This is a genomic window from Mesorhizobium sp. M3A.F.Ca.ET.080.04.2.1 (assembly GCF_003952525.1).
GTDB lineage: Bacteria > Pseudomonadota > Alphaproteobacteria > Rhizobiales > Rhizobiaceae > Mesorhizobium.
Window position 1 is genome coordinate 5326178 of record NZ_CP034451.1, and the last position, 18121, is coordinate 5344298.

Below are 18121 nucleotides of genomic sequence, written 5' to 3' on the forward strand. Positions count from 1 at the left end.
CTTTGCTTTACGGGTGGAGCCGAACAATCGTGCTTCGGCTTTGTTCCCAGCCAAACGCGGCGGTGCAATCTCATGAGCGCGTGGATCGTCCCCCGCTCGTCAGCTCGGGAATTCCGGTGCGGTGGCTGAGGGATGGGCTGCGACGTTCAAGCGCTCGAGAGCAGCTTCCCCGGCGGCCAAAGGGATGTGTCGCAGCATCTAAGGCGCGCCGCTCAGAAGTGTGCAGGCGTTCTGAGACAACGACATGCATCAAGACAAAAACTAAAGCGCGCTGCACACTTCTGGGCGACAGCATCTAGCCTGGATCGCGCAGCAGGATTCTTGCATCCTTGGCTGCAGTAACGAAAGCCTGCCGTGCTATCCGTGGTGGTTTCTGATCGCGCAGCACGGCGAGGCAGGCCTCGAGCGCACGCCGTCTCATCGGGGAATGCGGCCTCGGCCACTCGTGCAGCAGCACGTCAGCCGCATCGAACACCGAAGCAACCACGCGATCGCGATCGATGCGCCCTGGCTGCACCACCACTGGTTTTCGGAACCGTTTCGACCGCATGTCGCTGATCCGTCCAGCTTTGCCAGAGAGGACGCCGACAAAAGACGGTTCGCAACAACGTATGTTAGGGCCTTGCGAGCGCCGCGGGTGCAATGTTGGATCGCTGCCGGTCGGTCGAGCCGGAGCATGGCCCGACCTGCGGATCCTGTGTCACGAACGAGACAAGCAGGTCGGGCTATGGAGCCGCTGGCTAGGGCTGTACGTTCCACATTGAATCGGGCACGACCACCAGCTTGCCGACGAAGTCCTTGCCCATGAAATCCGTCTGGGCGCGGTGGAAATCCCAGAGCTTGTAGACGCCGCCGACCAGAGGCCGGATCTTCTTTTCCTCGATGTAGCGCACGATGCGGCGGAAATCCGCCCGCGTGCCCTGGCTCGAACCGTGCAATTGCAACTGCTTCAGATACATGGTGCGGAGATCGAGCTGCACCACCGGCCCGGCGATGGCGCCGGCCGTCGTGTAGCGGCCTTCCGGCCGCAGGATGCGCAGCAGGTCGTTGAAGACGGCGCCCCCGACAAGATCGGCGACCACGTCGATCGGTTTGCCACCCGTCGCCTGGTTGACCGCTGCAGGCAAGTCGGCCACGCCGCGTGTGATCACCTTCTCGGCGCCGATGTCCAGCACCGCCTGCTCCTTGCCCTTGCCGGCGACCGCATATGGAATGGCGCCCCGCGCTCGCGCCAGTTGCACGATGCCGGAACCGACGCCACCCGATGCCCCGGTGACCAGCACACGCTCGCCGGCCTTCAAGCCCGCGCGCTCCAGCATCTGCTCGCCGGTGAGATAGGCGCAGCAGAAGGTGGCGAGTTCGACATCGCTCAGCTCGGTGTCGACGACATGCGCATTCTCTGCCGGCAGGGTCTGGTATTCGGCATAACCGCCGTCGCGGCCGTGACCCATATAGTCGATGTCGGCAAGCGAATCGTCGTCGCGGTTGTAGATGGAGAAGTCGACCATGACGCGCTCGCCGATGCGAGCGGCAGGCACGCCGTCGCCGACGGCGACGACAATGCCCACGGTGTCGGCGCCTTGGATGCGCGGGAAGGTCAACGTGTTGCCCTGCCGGCGCCAGCTCGAGACGGCCCCCGCGTCCTCTTCCGTGCCGTAGGCGCCCTGGCGCACCCAGACATCGGTGTTGTTCATGCCGCAGGCGCTGACCTTGATCAGCACTTCGCCGGCAGCGGGCGAGGGCACCTTCACGTCGGTGCGGTAGACGAGCTTCTCCAAGCCGCCATGGCCCGTGAGCAGCATGGCGGCCATTGTTGCTGGTACGGTTCCGGTCATGGCATTCACGTCGCTCTGTCCCTTTTCTTTCACGCAGTTCCGGACGCAAAACCGTTTCGCTTCAGATGCCGGCCAATACGCTGTTTACCGCGTCGGCGGTCTTGGCCACGATCGTGTCAGCCTCCTCGCGCGTCAGGCAGAGCGGCGGCGCGAAGCCGAGGATGTCGCCCTGCGGCATGGCGCGGCCGATGACGCCGCTTGCGGCGAGCGCCGTGGCGATCTGCGGCCCCACCTTCAGCGCCGGATCGAAGAAGACGCGGTTGTCGCGATCCTTCACGAATTCGACTGCGGCCATCATGCCGTCGCCGCGCACCTCGCCGACATTTCTGTGGCTGCCAACGGCCTTGGCAAGCTCGGCGCGGAAATAGGCGCCGGTGTCGCCGGCGTTCCTGACCAGATCCATCTCATCGATCAGCTCGAGATTGGCAACGCCTGCGGCAACGCAGATCGGATGCGCCGAATAGGTCCAGCCATGGCCGAGCGAACCCAGTCTGTCGGAACCCTTGACCAGCACTTGCCAGACCTTGTCGGAGACGATGACCCCGGACAGCGGAGCATAGGCCGAGGTGAGGCCCTTGGCGATGGTGATCAGATCGGGCTTGATGCCGTAGTGGTCGGAGCCGAACATGGTGCCGAGACGTCCGAATCCGGTCACCACCTCGTCGGCTACCAGCAGCACGTCGTATTTCTTCAACACGGCCTGGATCTTTTCCCAATAGCCGGCCGGCGGCGGCACGATGCCGCCGGTGCCGAGGATCGGCTCGCCGATGAAGGCGGCGATCGTGTCCGGGCCTTCGGCGAGGATCATCTCCTCCAGCTTGTCGGCGCAATATTGCGAGAACTGCTCCTCGCTCTGCGAGCGGTCGGCACGGCGGAAATAATAGGGCGCCTCCGTGTGCATGATCGGTGCGCGCGGCAGGTCGAAAGCGTTGTGGAACAGCTCCAGCCCGGTCAGCGAGCCCGTCATCACGCCGGAGCCATGATAACCGCGCCAGCGCGAGATGATCTTCTTCTTCTCAGGCCGGCCGAGAACGTTGTTGTAGTACCAGATCAGCTTGATGTTGGTCTCGTTGGCGTCGGACCCGGAAAGACCGAAATAGACCCTCGACATGCCCTTCGGCGCGCGGTCGACGATCATCTTGGCGAGCGTGATCGAGGCCTCGGTGCCGTGCCCGACATAGGCATGATAGTAGGCGAGGTTCTTCGCTTGGCTAGCGATGGCATCGGCGATCTTCTGGCGGCCATAGCCGACATTGACGCAATAGAGGCCGGCAAAGGCGTCGATGCTCTTCTTGCCGGTGTTGTCCCAGATGGTGACGCCTTCGCCGCCGGCCATGACGCGAGCCGCCGATTCGCCGCGCGCATGGGTGCCCATATGCGTCGAGGGATGGAAGAAGTGGTCGCGGTCCCAGGCTGACAGTTCGTTGGATTGTTCGAGCATTTTTGAGACTCCTGAAATTCCGGGGGTGGCTTAGGCGACATCCAGGCAAAGGTATTTGAGGTCGGTGAAGGCTTCCAGGCCGTGGCGCGAGCCTTCGCGGCCGATGCCGGACTGCTTGACGCCGCCGAACGGGATCGGCGCGCCGGTGATCTTGACCCGGTTGATTGCAACCATGCCGTAGTCCAGCGCACGGCCCAGGCGCGCCTGCCGCGCGCCGTTTTCGGTCACGACATAGGCGACGAGGCCATATTCGGTGGCATTGGCGCGGGCAACGACCTCCGCCTCATCCTCGAATGGCGTCACAGCGGCGACCGGACCAAAGGTTTCCTCCCGCATGATCAGCGCTTCGTCCGGCACATCGACCAGCAGCGTCGGCTGATAGAACAGCGGCCCGGCCGCATGGCGCTTGCCGCCGGCCAGGCAACGCGCGCCATGGGCGAGGGCATCGGCGACCTGCTCTTCCACCTTTTTGACTGCGCGCTCATGCATCAGCGGTCCGATATCGGTCTCGCCGGACAGCCCGTTGCCGGTGCGGAGCTGCTCGATGCGACGGGCGAAAGCGGCGCAGAACCGGCCATAGATTCCCCGCTGCACATAGATGCGGTTGGCAGCAAGGCAATCCTGGCCGGAGGTGGCGAATTTGGCGTCGAGGGCGATCGTCACGGCCTTGTCGATGTCGGCATCGTCGAAGACGATCAGCGGCGCGTGGCCACCGAGCTCCATGACCAGCCGCTTCATCGTCGGCGCGCTCTGGGCGGCGATCAGCCGGCCGACTTCGGTCGAGCCGGTGAAGCTCATGGCGCGAACCCTGGCATCAGCGCACATCGTAGCGACAATCGTGCGGGCATCGCCGGTGACGACATTGAAGACGCCGGCCGGCAGCCCGGCGCGCTCGCCAAGCTCGGCCAGCGCCAGTGCCGACAGCGGCGTTTCTGAGGATGGATGCGCCACAATCGTGCAGCCGGCGGCGAGCGCCGCTGCCGCCTTGCGGGTGAGCATGGCCGAAGGAAAATTCCACGGCGTGACGACGCCGACAACCCCGAGCGGCTCGCGCCGCACCATCATCTCGGCATTGCGAAGGTGGCTGGTGACGCTTTCGGCGTTGAGGCGTTTTGCCTCCTCGGCATACCACTCGACGAAAGAGGCGGCGTAGTCGATCTCGCCCAGCGATTCCTTCAGCGGCTTGCCTTGTTCGAGCGTCATCAGCAGCGCCAGGTCGTCCTTGGCGGCGACGATCAGCTCGAACCATTTTCTTAGAGTTGCCGAACGCTCCTGCGGCAAGGCCGAGCGCCAGGCCCGCAAGGCCCGGGCAGCAGCGTCGATTGCCTTCGTCGTCTGCTTTGCATCGAGTGCGGCAACGAAGGCCACAGTGGCGCCGGTCGCCGGATCCGTGACCTCAAAACTTTCCGCCGCCTCGCTTGCGGTCCAATGGCCATCGACGTAGGCCAGCGCGCGCAGCAGCCGGCGATCGGCAAGGCGATCGAGCGCTTCATGATGGTTCGTGCGGGCAAAATGCGCGGACATGGACATCTCCCTTGGATGTCCAAGCATCGATCGGGCCGGGCAAAAAAGGAGACTGTTTCAGTGTCCGTCCGTAGAGAGATTGTCTCTATTGGCCCGCGGAAGCAGATGATCTCTCTATAGCTCGACCGGCGGCTGATGACGCCAAACCGTGAAATTGGCCCAGCCTCCGCGACGTCTTATTGCTCACGGCAACAGGTCGGCGACCGGCAGCACGGTTTCATCCTTGACCGTCTTGGTGACGATGTAGGTGAAATAACGATCGATGCCGATCTCGCGTTCGAGCAAGGAATCGACCAGCCGCTGATAGGCGTCGATATCGCGCGCCATGACCTTCAGCACATAGTCGACGCCGCCGCCCACCGACCAGCAGGCGACGATCTCGGGAATGTCGCGTACGGCGCGCTCGAAACGGTCGAAATCGGCCTGGCGGTGATTGGCGAGCGTCACCTCCATCAGCACTGTCGCCACGGGCGCGATGATGCGCATGGCGATCGTTGCGTGGTAACCGGAGACGATGCCGGCTTTCTCCAACTTGCGCAGCCGCATCCAGGCCGGCGTCGGCGACAGCCCGACCTTCTCGGCCAGCGCCAGCTTGGTGATGCGCCCGTCGCGCTGGATGGCGTCCAGGATCCTGAGGTCGATCGGGTCGAGTTTCGCTGCCGCCATGCCGCCTTCGCCTTTTGTCCGGGACACCATGACGATGCATTATTTCGATTGTCAATTGCACTGATTTCGATCTCTAATAAGTCATGACATTATGGCGGCCAGATCCTGCTCTCATCCGTCGGCCGGCCTATCTCTCGCTGGCCGATCAAATTGCGCGCGCGATCCATGACGGGCGGCTTGCCAATGGCGCGCGGCTGCCGACGCATCGGCGCCTTGCCGATGATCTGCAGCTTTCGGTGCAGACGGTCAGCCGCGCCTATGAGGAACTGATCCGGCGTGGGCTGATTTCCGGCGAGGTCGGACGCGGCAGCTTCGTCCAGACGCAGCGCCGCGAGCCGGAGCCGCCCTACATTCCGGAGCGGTTGGGCGAGGTCATCGACCTTTCCATCCTGAAGCCGGTCTGCGAGCCGATGCACTTGGAGAAGCTGAAGCAGGCGCTGGGTTGGCTGGCCGAGAACCTGCCGTCGAGTTCGGCGCTGTCGTTCCGGCCGAACATGGTGTTTCCGCGTCATCGCGCCGTCGCGGTGGAATGGCTGAAGCTCTGCGGCCTTGAAGCCTCGCCGCAGAACATCAGCCTCACCAATGGCGCGACGGCCGGCATGACGGTGGCGCTGATGAGCGTGGCCCCCCCGGGCTCGACGGTTGCCACCGAGGCGATCGGCCACCACACGCTGGTGCCGCTTTCCCGCTATCTCGGCTTCAACCTGGAAGGCCTGCCGATCGACGGCAACGGCTTGATCCCCGAGGCGCTCGACGAGGCGTGCCGGCTCTCCGACATCCGCGCCGTCTTTATCCAGCCGTCGGTGATCAACCCGACGGCGACCTTGATGGACGCCACAAGGCGCGAGCAGATCGCGGCGGTCGCCCGCAAGCACGACATCGCCATCATCGAGAACGATGTGCTTGGGCCTCTGGTCGAAGGGCGGCCGCCGGCCGTCGCTGCTTTCGCGGCGGAACGGACGCTCTACGTCACCTCCTTCACCAAGATCACGGTGCCCGGCCTGCGCATCGGCTATCTCGCCGTGCCGGACCGCTATGTCGCGGCGGTTGCCAACCGGCATCTGGTGTCGAACTGGATGGCGACGCCGATGGTGGCGGAGATCGCGACGCGGTGGGTCAATGACGGCACGGCGATGGAATTGGTGACCTGGCAGCGGGGGGCACTCAGACGGCGCCAGGAGATAGTTGCGGAAATGTTGGCGGGCGTCGACTATCGGTGCCATCGCGACGGGTTGCATCTCTGGCTCGAACTGCCGGGAGACCGCGCCGAGGAGAGTTTTGTCGCACAGGCGCGGCTGCGCGGCGTGGCTATTGCGCCGGGCGCTTCGTTCCGCATCGCCGACACGCCCTGGCAGCCCGCCGTGCGAATCTCGCTGGGTTCCACCACCGAGGGGGAACTGCGCGCGGGCTTGAGCGTTGTCGCCAAGCTTCTGCTTGGCGACCCGGAGCATCTCCTGCTCGCCATTTGATGCACAAGGGAGCGCACATTGCCCTGGAATTGTGCCGCGCTGGAAATATTGTCATGATATTATTTTCCTAATTGACATGATTTGACGCGTTTCGCATCGTTAAGGGCATAGGCTTCTCCAGAACGGGGAAATTGATTGCCCGCGCCCATCATCAAGGTCGATGCAATTTCGAAGAGCTTCGGCGCCTTCAAGGTGCTGGACGGCCTGTCGATGCAGGTCATGCCCGGCGAGAAACTGGCGCTGATCGGCCCGTCAGGATCCGGCAAGACGACGATCCTGCGCATCCTGATGACGCTGGAGAAGATCGACGGTGGCCATATCCAGATCGAGGGCGAGCAGCTTTACCACATGGAGCGCAACGGCCAGCTGATGCCGGCCGACGAGCGGCACCTCGCCAAAATGCGCCAGAAGATCGGCATGGTGTTCCAGCTGTTCAACCTGTTTCCGCACAAATGCGTCATGGACAACGTGACACTGGCGCCGATGCTGACCAAGGGCGTCGCCCGTAGCGCGGCCGAAAAGCGGGCCATGGAATTGCTCGACATGGTCGGGCTGGCCGACAAGGCCAAGGCCATGCCGGCGCAGCTTTCCGGCGGCCAGAAGCAGCGCGTGGCGATCGCCCGTGCGCTGGCGCTGTCGCCCAGGATCATGCTGTTCGACGAGGTCACCTCGGCACTCGACCCGGAACTGGTCGAGGAGGTGCTCAACGTCATGCGCAAGCTGGCGGCCGAGACCGACATGACGATGCTGCTCGTCACCCATGAAATGGGCTTCGCCCACGACTTCGCCGACCGCGTGCTGTTCTTCGACCGCGGCAGGATCGTGGAGGAAGGCAAGCCCGATGAGATTTTCCGCCATCCCAAACAGGAAAGAACGCAGAGCTTCCTGAAGAAGATCATCGCGGCCGGACATCGCGTCTGACCGCTATGCAGCGGGCGACGAAGTCGTCCCGAGGCGGCAAGATCGCCGCTAGTGAGCAAACCAGAAGAGAAACAGGAGTAGGGAACGATGAAGAAACTTGGCATTCTGGCTGGCGTCGCCGGCCTCGCAGTGAGCACGATGCTGCTTGCCTCCGGTGCGCGCTCGGCGGATGACGCCAAGCTCGAGGAGCTCAAGGCGCAAGGCTTTGCCCGCGTCGCCATCGCCAACGAGCCGCCCTACACGGCGGTGGCCGCCGACGGCAAGGTCTCGGGCGCCGCCCCCGACGTGGCACGCGAGATCTTCAAGCGGCTCGGCGTCAACGACATCGTCGCCTCGATCTCCGAATACGGCGCCATGATCCCTGGCCTGCAGGCCGGACGCTTCGACGTCGTCACCGCGGGGCTGTTCATGAAGCCGGAGCGTTGCGCGGCGGTTGCCTATTCCGAGCCGGTGCTGTGCGATGCCGAGGCGATGCTGGTGAAGAAGGGCAATCCGAAAGGCTTCAAGAGCTATGAGGACATCGCCAAGGACGCCTCCGCCACCATCGGTGCGCCGGGCGGCGGCACCGAGGAAAAACTCGCGCTCAACGCCGGCGTGCCGCGCGACCGCGTCATCGTCGTTCCGGACGGCCAGAGCGGGCTGAAGATGGTGCAGGATGGCCGCATCGACGCCTATTCGCTGCCGGTCCTTTCGATCAACGACCTGATCAAGAAGGCCAATGATCCGAACCTCGAAGTGATCGCCCCGGTGCAGGGCGCCCCGGTCTATTGCGACGGCGCCGCCTTCAAGAAGGGCGACGAGGCGCTGCGCGATGCCTATGACGTCGAGCTCGCCAAGATGAAGAAGTCGGGCGAGTTCGCCAAGATCATCGAGCCCTACGGCTTCTCGGCCAAGGCGGCGATGTCGACGACGCGCGAGAAGCTCTGCGCGGCGAAGTAGCGGATGCTTCTTCCTTCTCCCCGTTCCACGGGGAGAAGGTGTCACGAAGTGACGGATGAGGGGCAGCGCGAAGTTCTGCGAGGCTGGCTCCGCCCCTCATCTGCTGTCACCGCCGCCTCGCACAAACGCAAACGATTGGAAATTTTGAAACGCAAATGACCCAGTGGTCCGGCTATCTCGGCCTGATATTGCAGGGAGCGCTCGTCACCATCGAGCTGACGCTGATGGGATCGGTGCTTGCTCTGATCATGGCCTTCCTCGCCGGCCTGGGGCGCGTGTCGCGCTTCTTCCTCGTGCGGATGCTGGCCACGATCTACATAGAGTTCTTCCGCGGCACCTCGATCTTCGTGCAGCTGTTCTGGGCCTATTTCGTGCTGCCTTTCGCCGGGCTGTCGCTGACGCCGCTGCAGGCCGGCGTGCTGGCGCTTGGCTTGAATGTCGGCGCCTATGGCGCGGAAGTGGTGCGCGGCGCGATATTGTCGATCGGCCGCGAGCAATACGAGGCCTGCACGGCGCTCAATCTCGGCCGCTGGCAAGGCATGCGCCATGTCATCCTGCCGCAGGCGCTGCTCATCATGCTGCCGACCTTCGGCAACAACGCGATCGAACTGCTCAAGGCGACCTCCGTCGTGTCGCTGATCTCGCTCGCCGATCTCACCTTCCAGGCGCAGGTGGTGCGCTCGCAGACGGGCAGCACGCTGATGCCGTTCGTTTCCGTGTTGGTGATCTATTTCGCGCTCGCGCTGATCATCTCCTGGGGCGTGCGCTCGCTGGAGCGCCGCATGGCGCGCGGTCTCGACGGAGTGCGTGTCTGATGGAATGGGCCCACTAATGGAATGGGATTGGAATTTCGTCCGCGAGATCATGCCGACTCTGATCCAGGGCGTGAAGATCACCATCCTGGCGACGGTGCTCGGCTCGATCCTGGCGGCGATCGTCGGGCTGGCAATCGCGCTGGCGCGGCGTTCGCCGAACCGGCTGGTGGCGCGCAGCGTCGGCTGGTTCGCCGAGTTCATCCGCGGCACGCCGCTGCTGGTGCAGCTCTATTTCATCTTCTACGTGCTGCCCGACATCGGCATCCTGCTGCCGCCGCTGGTGGCGGGTGTCATCGGGCTCGGCCTGCATTACGGCACCTACACGGCCGAAGTCTATCGCGCCGGCATCGAGAATGTGCCGCGCGGCCAGTGGGAGGCCGCCAAGGCCTGCAATCTGAGCGGCCGCAATACCTGGACGCACATCATCCTGCCGCAGGCGATCCCGCCGATGATCCCGGCCTTGGCCAACTACTTCATCGCCATGTTCAAGGAGACGCCGCTGCTCTCGGCGATCACGGTGCTCGAACTGATGAACCAGGCCAAGAGCGTCGCCAACAGCTACTATCGCTACATCGAGCCGATGACGCTGGTCGGCGCGTTCTTCCTAGTCATCAGCCTCTGCTCCGTCGTGCTCCTGCGCTGGCTGGAGCATCGTTACGGCAGGATCGAGAGATGAAAACCATGAAACCGCTGCCCGAAATCCGGCTGGCATCGACCCGGCCCGCCCTTGATCCGCGTCCGCTGGAAAAGCGTGTCGGGCTGATCGCCTTGGCCACCGACCACACCAGCGAGGTGGATTTCCGCCGCATGGTGGCGAGCGAGCGGATCGGGGTCTATGTCGCGCGCATTCCCTATGCCAATCCGACGACACCGGAAAACCTGCGCAAGATGCAGCCGTCGCTTTCGGCTGGCGCGGCGCTCATCCTCCCGGACGAGCCGCTCGACGCCATCTGCTACTCCTGCACATCGGCTTCCGTCGTGATCGGCGACGCCGAGATCGAGGCCGCGATCCAGGCGGCCAAGCCCGGCGTTGCCGTGGTCACGCCGCCCATGGCCGGCATGCGCGGCCTGAGCGCGTTGGGCGTGAAGCGGATCAGCATTCTTACGCCCTATACCGTCGAGACGAGCCGGCCGATGGCGGCTTATTTCGCAGCGCACGGTTTCGACGTCGTCCGCTTCACCTGCCTCGGCTTCGAGGATGACCGCGAGATGGCGCGGATCAAGCCGGCCTCGCTCGTTGGCCTGGCGCGCAAGAGCACGCATGCCCAGGCCGATGCGCTGTTCGTCTCCTGTACGGCACTGCGCGCAGCGCTTGCCGTTCCCGGCATGGAAGAAGCGATCGGGCGCCCGGTCGTCACCAGCAATCAGGCCAGCGCCTGGAACTGCCTGCGGCTCTGCGGCGATGAGACAGCGCGTCCGGAATTCGGCCGCCTGATGACCAAGCCCTTGGCCAAGTGATCCACATGGAAGTCACGCTTCAGCATATTCGCGCTGCCCGCGACCGGATTGCCGACAAGGTCGAGCGGACGCCGACCGTCTTGTCGCGAAGCCTCTCAGACCAGGTTGGTTATCCCGTCCACCTTAAACTGGAGCACCATCAGGCCACCGGCGCTTTCAAGCTGCGCGGCGCCTCCAATGCGATCGCGGCGTTGAGCCCTGACCTGAGATCACGCGGTGTTGTCGCCGCTTCGACCGGCAATCACGGTCTGGCGCTGGCGCATGCGGCAAAGCTCGAAGGCATCCGCGCCGTGATCTGCATGTCGCGGCTGGTGCCGGAAAACAAGGTCGATGCCATCCGCCACCTTGGCGCGGAGATCCGCATCGTCGGCAACAGCCAGGACGATGCCCAGCACGAGGTCGACAGGCTGGCGGCGCAGGAGGGGCTCGTCATGCTGCCGCCCTTCGACCATCCCGACATCGTCGCCGGGCAAGGCACGCTCGGCCTGGAGATCATGGAGCAGGTGCCGGACGCAGCAAGCGTGCTTGTGCCGCTCTCCGGCGGTGGGCTGGCGGCGGGTGTTGCCGCGGCGGTGAAGGGCGTGAGTGCGAGCTGCAAAGTCATCGGGGTTTCGATGGTGCGCGGTGCGGCGATGAAGGCGAGCCTCGATGCCGGCCGGCCCGTGCAGGTCGAGGAACTCCCGACGCTGGCGGACTCGCTCGGCGGCGGCATCGGCCTCGACAACCGGCTGACCTTTGCCATGTGCCGCCGCCTGCTCGACGATGTCATCCTGCTTTCCGAAGACGAGATCGCCGCCGGTATTCGCCATGCCTATGAACAGGAGCGCGAGATCGTCGAAGGCGCCGGTGCTGTCGGCATCGGCGCGCTGCTTTCCGGCAAGGTGAGCACCAGCGGCCAGACGGTGCTGATCCTTTCCGGCCGCAACATCGACATGGGCCTGCATCGCCGCATTGTCTGCGGCGAGGCGGCCACAGCAACGGAGCGCGCCGCATGAGCCGCATGACCATCCTCACCGAAGCGGAGCTACGCAAGGTCGTGACGCTCGATCTCGATGCCGTCGCCTGCGTCGAGACTGCTTTCCGCGCTTTGGCCACGCTGCCGGTGGCGATGCCGCCGATCCTGCGGCTCGACATTCCCGAGAACCATGGCGAGGTCGATGTAAAGTCGGCCTATGTGCCGGGCATTGACGGATTTGCGGTCAAGATCAGCTCCGGCTTCTTCGACAATCCGAAGCTCGGCCTGCCCAGCGGTGGCGGCATGATGGTGCTGCTTTCGGCGAAGACGGGTACGGTCGAGGCGCTGCTGCTCGACAATGGCTATCTCACCGACATCCGCACCGCCGCTGCCGGCGCAGTCGCAGCCAAGTATTTGTCGCGCGAAGACTCCTCGGTCGCGGCCATTTTCGGCGCCGGCCTGCAGGCCGATCTGCAACTGGAGGCCCTGCGCCTCGTCAGGCCGATCGAAGAAGCGCGCATCTGGGCACGCGATGCGGCCAAGGCCGAGGCTATCGCCGCCCGCCTGCGCGAAAAGCTGGGCATCGTGGTGCGGGCTGAGCCGGATGCGGCGAATGCGGCGGCCGGCGCCGACATCATCGTCACCACGACGCCTTCTACCGAGCCGCTGATCAAGGCCGGTTTCGTCTCCGCCGGACAGCACATCACCGCCATGGGCTCGGATGCAGAGCACAAGAACGAGATCGCACCCGCAATCCTGCGCATGGCCGACCTCTACGTCGCCGACAGCGCCAGGCAGACGCGGCGTCTCGGCGAGCTTCATCATGCCATCGATGCAGGCGTGATGGCGGCCGACGCCCAAGTCACCGAACTGGGCCAGATCATCGCCGGCGCCAGGCACGGCAGGCGTTCAGCCAGCGACGTCACGATCGCCGACCTCACCGGCACCGGGGTCCAGGACACCGCGATCGCCACGTTGGCCCGCGACCGCGCACGGGCGACGAACGCCGGAACCATTTTCGAAAGCTGATGCCTGGCCACAGCGCGATCCGGAAACTGAGAACCGGTTTCCGAGAAGATCGGCTCAGACAAAAGACGAGCCGCATTCAACGAGGTTGAAACAGGCTCCAGGCCCAACAAACGAGGACCAAGAACGATGCAGCCAAACCTGAAATTCTCGCGGAGCGAATTTGCCGATCGCCTCGCCAAAACGCGGAAAGCCATGGAGGCCAAGGGGGTCGACCTGCTGATCGTCAGCGATCCCTCGAACATGGCCTGGCTGACCGGCTATGACGGCTGGTCCTTCTATGTGCATCAGGCCGTCATCGTGCCGCCGTCGGGTGAGCCGGTCTGGTATGGCCGCGGCCAGGATGCCAACGGTGCCAAGCGCACCGCCTACCTCGCGCATGACAACATCATCGGCTACGCCGATCACTATGTGCAGTCGAGCGAGCGGCACCCGATGGACTATCTCGCCAGCGTGCTGGCGGAGCGCGGCTGGGACAAGCTGACCATCGGTGTCGAGATGGACAATTACTGGTTCTCGGCTGCCGCCTTCGCCTCGCTGCAGAAGCATATGCCTAACGCCCGCTTCGTCGACGCCACCGCACTGGTGAACTGGCAGCGCGCCGTGAAGAGCCCGACCGAGATCGAGTACATGCGCAAGGCCGCCCGCATCGTGGAAGCCATGCATCAGCGCATCGTCGACAAGATCGAGGTCGGCATGCGCAAATGCGATCTGGTTGCCGAGATCTACGACGCCGGCACGCGCGGCGTCGACGGTATCGGCGGCGACTACCCGGCGATCGTCCCGCTGCTGCCGTCGGGCGCCGACGCCTCGGCGCCGCATCTCACCTGGGACGACAAGCCGATGAAGGCGGGCGAGGGCACATTCTTCGAGATCGCCGGTTGCTTCAACCGTTATCATTGTCCGCTGTCGCGCACCGTCTTCCTCGGCAAGCCGACGCAAGCTTTCCTCGACGCCGAGAAGGCGACGCTCGAAGGCATGGAGGCGGGCCTTGCCGCGGCAAAGCCGGGGAATAGCTGCGAGGATATCGCCAATGCCTTCTTCGCCGTCTTGAAGAAGTACGGCATCGTCAAGGATAACCGCACCGGCTATCCGATCGGCATTTCCTATCCGCCGGATTGGGGCGAGCGCACGATGAGCCTGCGCCCCGGCGACCGCACCGAACTCAAGCCCGGCATGACCTTCCATTTCATGACCGGCCTGTGGCTGGAAACCATGGGATTGGAGATCACCGAGTCGATCCTGATCACCGAGACCGGCGTCGAATGCCTGGCGAACGTGCCGCGCAAGCTGTTCGTGAAGGGCTGAGGCCGATGTCAGCTCTGCGTCCATCGCCGATCGCCGCGACCGTCGACTTCGAGCGCGACGGCGTTCAGCACGGTTTCTTGCGCCTGCCCTACAGCCGCGACGATTCCGCCTGGGGCTCGGTGACCATCCCGATCTGTGTCGTCCGCAACGGCAAGGGGCCAACGGCGCTGCTCACCGGCGGCAATCACGGCGACGAATATGAGGGGCCGCTGGCGCTTTACGAGCTCGCCCGCACGCTCGATCCCCAGCATGTCTCCGGCACGGTGATCATCGTGCCGGCGATGAACTATCCGGCGTTCCGGGCCGGCAGCCGGACCTCGCCGATCGACAAAGGCAATATGAACCGCAGCTTCCCCGGCCGGCCGGACGGCACGGTGACGGAGAAGATCGCCGACTATTTCCAGCGCGAATTGCTGCCGCGCGCGGACATCGTGTTCGACTTCCATTCCGGCGGAAAGACGCTGGACTTTGTGCCGTTCTGCGCCGCGCACACGCTGCCGGACAAGGTGCAGGAAGCCAAGGCCTTTGCCGCGGTGGAGGCTTTTTCGGCACCCTTCTCGATGCGCATGGCCGAGATCGACACCGTCGGCATGTATGACACGGCGGCCGAGGAAATGGGCAAGGTCTTCGTCACCACCGAACTCGGCGGCGGGGGCACGTCCCGGGCCGAGACGGTGCGCATCGCCCGCCGCGGCATCCTCAACGTGCTTCGCCATGCCGGCATTGTCGATGGCGCGGTCGAGAAGAGCAGAACCCAGTGGCTCGACATGCCTTCGGGCGATTGCTTCGCCTTCGCCGAGGATGACGGCATGATCGAGACAATGGTCGATCTCGGCGAGACGGTGGAAGAGGGCCAGGTCGTGGCGCGCATCCATTCGATCGGGCGCACCGGCGTCGCGCCTCAGGAGATCAGAGCCAGAATGTCCGGCTTGCTGGCCGCGCGACATTTTCCTGGGCTGGTCAAGGCCGGCGACTGCGTTTCAGTATTGGCCGTCGAGGTTCTCGGCTGACTCTTGGCAATCCGTCAGGCTCGGCGCGAGTCAGGCATCAGGATGCGCGCCACATGCTCTGCGACCGCCAGGCTGGACGTCAGCCCGGGACTTTCGATGCCGAACAGATTGACCAGACCCGCAACGCCGTGGGTCGGTGCGTCCTGGATGACGAAATCACTGTTGGCTTCGCCCGGGCCGGAAAGCTTGGGCCTGATGCCGCTGTAGGCGGGCTGCAGGCTTTCGTCGGCGAGTTCCGGCCAGTATTTGCGGATTTCAGCATAGAAGCGCTCACCGCGCGATGGATCGACCCCATAGTCAAGCCTATCGGTCCATTCGACATCGGGGCCGAAGCGGGCGGTGCCGCCAAGGTCCAGCGTCAGGTGGACGCCGAGCCCGCCAGGCTCGGGCACCGGATAGACCAGCCGGGAGAAGGGCGCCCGGCCGGCCACCGAGAAGTAGTTGCCCTTGGCGTAGCGGAGCGTGGGCAGGAACTGCCGGTCGAATCCATCAAGCGAGCCAGCGAGCGCGACCGCGCCGAGGCCGGCGGCGTTGACGAGACGCGAAGTGGCTATCTCGAAGCTTTCACCGGTGGTCGCATTGGTCGTCTGGAGAACAATGCGGCCGGCTTCGATGCGGCCCGAAACGATGCGGGTGTTGAGCGACAGCATCGCGCCACCTTCCTCGGCGTCGCCGAGCAGCGTCAGCATAAGCGTGTGGCTGTCGACGATTCCGGTCGACGGCGAAAGCAGCGCCTTGGTGCAATACAGCGCCGGCTCAAGGGTCAGCGCTTCCGCGGCGGCGAGGAGACGCAGATCGCCGACACCGCAGGCTGCGGCATTGGCGTGGATGGTGGCCAACACTGGCTCCTGGGCTTCATCCGTCGCCACGATCAGCTTGCCGCAGCGCCGATGTGGAACCGCGCGCTCCGCGCAGTAGCGATAGAGCATCTCTCGTCCAGCAAGACAGAACTCGGCCTTCAGCGACCCTCGAGGATAGTAGATCCCGGCATGGATGACCTCGGAATTGCGTGAACTTGTCTCGGTGCCGATGGCGTCGGCCGCCTCGAGGATAAGCGTATCGAGGCCTTTCGCGGCCAGGCTGCGCGCAATCGCGAGTCCGATCACGCCGGCGCCGGCAACTACGCAGTCAACCTGTTCCATGCATGTCCCTTCGCTTGCGCATGCGCTGCGCCGCAGCCCTTAGCAGGGACTATACCGTCTCTGTCGGTCTTGAAAATCTCATGGCGCTATCGATCCTGCCACAGCGGCTCTTGCGGCCGCATCCCGCCATGATGCATCAAGCAGGCCGCCGCGAATGCAGACAGGAGCCATCATGGACGACAGACCGAATTCCCCTGAAGCCCGCGATATCCGCTATCATCTGCATGCCTACACCAATGCGCGCAAGCATCAGGAAGCGGGTCCGCTCGTCATCGAAAAGGGCGACGGCATCTATGTCGAGGACATCGCCGGCAACCGCTATATCGAGGCGATGGCGGGCCTGTGGAGCGTCGCCCTCGGCTTTTCGGAAAAGCGGCTGGTCGAGGCAGCGACCCGGCAGATGTCGAAGCTGCCCTTCTATCACGATTTCGGATCCAAGGCGCATGTCCCGCTGATCGACCTGGCAGAGAAGCTGGTGCAGATGGCGCCGGTGCCGATGAGCAAGGCCTATTTCACCAATTCCGGTTCCGAGGCCAACGACACGGCGATCAAGATGATCTGGTACCGGTCGAACGCGCTCGGCCAGCCGGCGCGCAAGAAGATCATCAGCCGCAAGCGCGGCTATCACGGCGTCACCATCGCCTCCGCCAGCCTGACCGGCCTACCGAACAATCATCTTTCCTTCGACCTGCCGATCGCCAACGTGCTGCACACGTCGACGCCGCATCACTGGCGCGATGCCGAACCCGGCGAAAGCGAGGAGCAATTCTCCAGCCGGTTGGCCGACGACCTCGAGAAACTGATCCTGGCAGAGGGGGCGGACACGATCGCCGCCTTTATCGGCGAGCCGATCATGGGCGCCGGCGGCGTCATCGTTCCGCCGGCCGGCTATTGGGAAAAGATCCAGGCGGTGCTGTCGAAATACGGCATCCTGCTGGTGGCCGACGAGGTGATCTGCGGCTTCGGCCGCACCGGCGAGATGTTCGGCTCGACGACCTTCGGCATCAAGCCCGACATCATGGTGCTGTCGAAACAGATTTCCTCCTCCTATCTGCCGATCTCGGCGCTGCTGATCAATGATAAGGTGTTCGATCCGATCGCCGACGAGAGCGACCGGATCGGCACCTTCGGCCACGGCTTCACCGGCGGCGGCCATCCGGTCGCCGCGGCCGTGGCGCTGGAAAACATCAAGCTGATCGAGGAACGCGACCTCGTCGGCAATGCACGCAAGGCCGGCGCGCATCTGCAGGCGCGGCTGCGCAAGCTCGCCGCGCATCCGCTGGTCGGAGAAGTGCGCGGCGTTGGCCTCATAGCCGCTGTCGAACTGGTCGCCGAAAGGGCGAGCAAGGCGCCGTGGGGCAAGCCGGCCGCGCTCGGCGCGCTGGTCAACGGCTTGCTGCAGCAGAACGGCGTCATCTCGCGCAATATGGGCGACGCCATCGCTTTCTGCCCGCCGCTGATCATCACTGAGGCGCAGGTCGATGCCGTGGTCGACGCGTTCGAGCGGTCGCTCGATGCGGCCCTGCCGCAGGTTCATCCGAACCGATGAAACGGCCGAGGCTCGCCGGCGATCGGCCAGCCAGCGCAAGTCTTGCTCGCTTCAGCGCGCCAC

Annotated in this window: 17 protein-coding genes; 11 read left to right on the forward strand and 6 right to left on the reverse strand. The window is 64.4% G+C overall.

The window, feature by feature from the left end; all coding sequences use genetic code 11:
* Positions 1–295 precede the first annotated feature (295 nt).
* The 5 genes from EJ074_RS25430 to EJ074_RS25450 form a co-directional block, all read right to left on the reverse strand.
* A complete protein-coding gene (locus EJ074_RS25430; protein WP_095808604.1) occupies positions 296–550 on the reverse strand; it encodes a DUF982 domain-containing protein in 255 nt (84 codons plus the stop codon).
* 190 nt (positions 551–740) lie between these two features.
* Positions 741–1844, reverse strand: coding sequence for an alcohol dehydrogenase family protein (locus EJ074_RS25435; RefSeq protein ID WP_095808669.1), 1104 nt, complete (start codon positions 1842–1844; stop codon positions 741–743).
* Positions 1845–1896: 52 nt separating this feature from the next.
* Positions 1897–3276, reverse strand: coding sequence for an aspartate aminotransferase family protein (locus EJ074_RS25440; protein ID WP_095808605.1), 1380 nt, complete (start codon positions 3274–3276; stop codon positions 1897–1899).
* A 30-nt stretch (positions 3277–3306) separates the two neighbouring features.
* Positions 3307–4800, reverse strand: coding sequence for an NAD-dependent succinate-semialdehyde dehydrogenase (locus tag EJ074_RS25445; protein ID WP_095808670.1), 1494 nt, complete (start codon positions 4798–4800; stop codon positions 3307–3309).
* A gap of 183 nt (positions 4801–4983) precedes the next feature.
* Complete coding sequence (locus EJ074_RS25450; RefSeq protein ID WP_095808671.1) at positions 4984–5466, reverse strand: Lrp/AsnC family transcriptional regulator; 483 nt, start codon at positions 5464–5466, stop codon at positions 4984–4986.
* A gap of 83 nt (positions 5467–5549) precedes the next feature.
* Here EJ074_RS25450 and EJ074_RS25455 point away from each other — a divergent pair, with 83 nt between their 5' ends.
* From EJ074_RS25455 to doeB, 10 genes are all read left to right on the forward strand, one after another.
* Positions 5550–6935, forward strand: coding sequence for a PLP-dependent aminotransferase family protein (locus EJ074_RS25455; RefSeq protein ID WP_095808606.1), 1386 nt, complete (start codon positions 5550–5552; stop codon positions 6933–6935).
* A gap of 135 nt (positions 6936–7070) precedes the next feature.
* Positions 7071–7856 carry an ectoine/hydroxyectoine ABC transporter ATP-binding protein EhuA gene (ehuA, locus tag EJ074_RS25460; RefSeq protein ID WP_095808607.1) on the forward strand — a complete coding sequence of 262 codons (786 nt, stop codon included), beginning with the start codon at positions 7071–7073 and terminating at the stop codon, positions 7854–7856.
* Between the two features lie 87 nt (positions 7857–7943).
* Positions 7944–8795 carry an ectoine/hydroxyectoine ABC transporter substrate-binding protein EhuB gene (gene ehuB, locus EJ074_RS25465; RefSeq protein ID WP_095808608.1) on the forward strand — a complete coding sequence of 284 codons (852 nt, stop codon included), beginning with the start codon at positions 7944–7946 and terminating at the stop codon, positions 8793–8795.
* Between the two features lie 155 nt (positions 8796–8950).
* Positions 8951–9610 (forward strand): ectoine/hydroxyectoine ABC transporter permease subunit EhuC, encoded by a 660-nt coding sequence (ehuC, locus tag EJ074_RS25470; RefSeq protein WP_095808609.1) that lies wholly within the window; start codon positions 8951–8953, stop codon positions 9608–9610.
* A gap of 16 nt (positions 9611–9626) precedes the next feature.
* On the forward strand, positions 9627–10286 hold the full coding sequence (gene ehuD / locus EJ074_RS25475) for an ectoine/hydroxyectoine ABC transporter permease subunit EhuD (protein WP_095808610.1): 660 nt from the start codon (positions 9627–9629) through the stop codon (positions 10284–10286).
* Between the two features lie 5 nt (positions 10287–10291).
* On the forward strand, positions 10292–11068 hold the full coding sequence (eutA, locus tag EJ074_RS25480; RefSeq protein ID WP_129554093.1) for an ectoine utilization protein EutA: 777 nt from the start codon (positions 10292–10294) through the stop codon (positions 11066–11068).
* A 5-nt stretch (positions 11069–11073) separates the two neighbouring features.
* The gene (gene eutB, locus EJ074_RS25485) at positions 11074–12063 is read left to right on the forward strand and encodes a hydroxyectoine utilization dehydratase EutB (RefSeq protein ID WP_165350012.1); all 990 of its coding nucleotides are present in this window, start codon (positions 11074–11076) and stop codon (positions 12061–12063) included.
* Complete coding sequence (locus EJ074_RS25490; protein ID WP_095808612.1) at positions 12060–13052, forward strand: cyclodeaminase; 993 nt, start codon at positions 12060–12062, stop codon at positions 13050–13052. Before eutB ends, EJ074_RS25490 begins: the two co-directional genes overlap by 4 nt.
* 126 nt (positions 13053–13178) lie before the next feature.
* A complete protein-coding gene (gene doeA / locus EJ074_RS25495) occupies positions 13179–14357 on the forward strand; it encodes an ectoine hydrolase DoeA (RefSeq protein ID WP_095808613.1) in 1179 nt (392 codons plus the stop codon).
* Positions 14358–14362: 5 nt separating this feature from the next.
* Positions 14363–15367 carry a N(2)-acetyl-L-2,4-diaminobutanoate deacetylase DoeB gene (gene doeB, locus EJ074_RS25500; RefSeq protein ID WP_095808614.1) on the forward strand — a complete coding sequence of 335 codons (1005 nt, stop codon included), beginning with the start codon at positions 14363–14365 and terminating at the stop codon, positions 15365–15367.
* A gap of 14 nt (positions 15368–15381) precedes the next feature.
* Here the strand turns inward: doeB and EJ074_RS25505 are convergent, their stop codons facing one another.
* Positions 15382–16509, reverse strand: coding sequence for an NAD(P)/FAD-dependent oxidoreductase (locus EJ074_RS25505; protein ID WP_095808615.1), 1128 nt, complete (start codon positions 16507–16509; stop codon positions 15382–15384).
* A 172-nt stretch (positions 16510–16681) separates the two neighbouring features.
* Here EJ074_RS25505 and EJ074_RS25510 point away from each other — a divergent pair, with 172 nt between their 5' ends.
* Complete coding sequence (locus EJ074_RS25510; RefSeq protein WP_095808673.1) at positions 16682–18058, forward strand: aspartate aminotransferase family protein; 1377 nt, start codon at positions 16682–16684, stop codon at positions 18056–18058.
* The last annotated feature ends 63 nt before the right edge of the window (positions 18059–18121 follow it).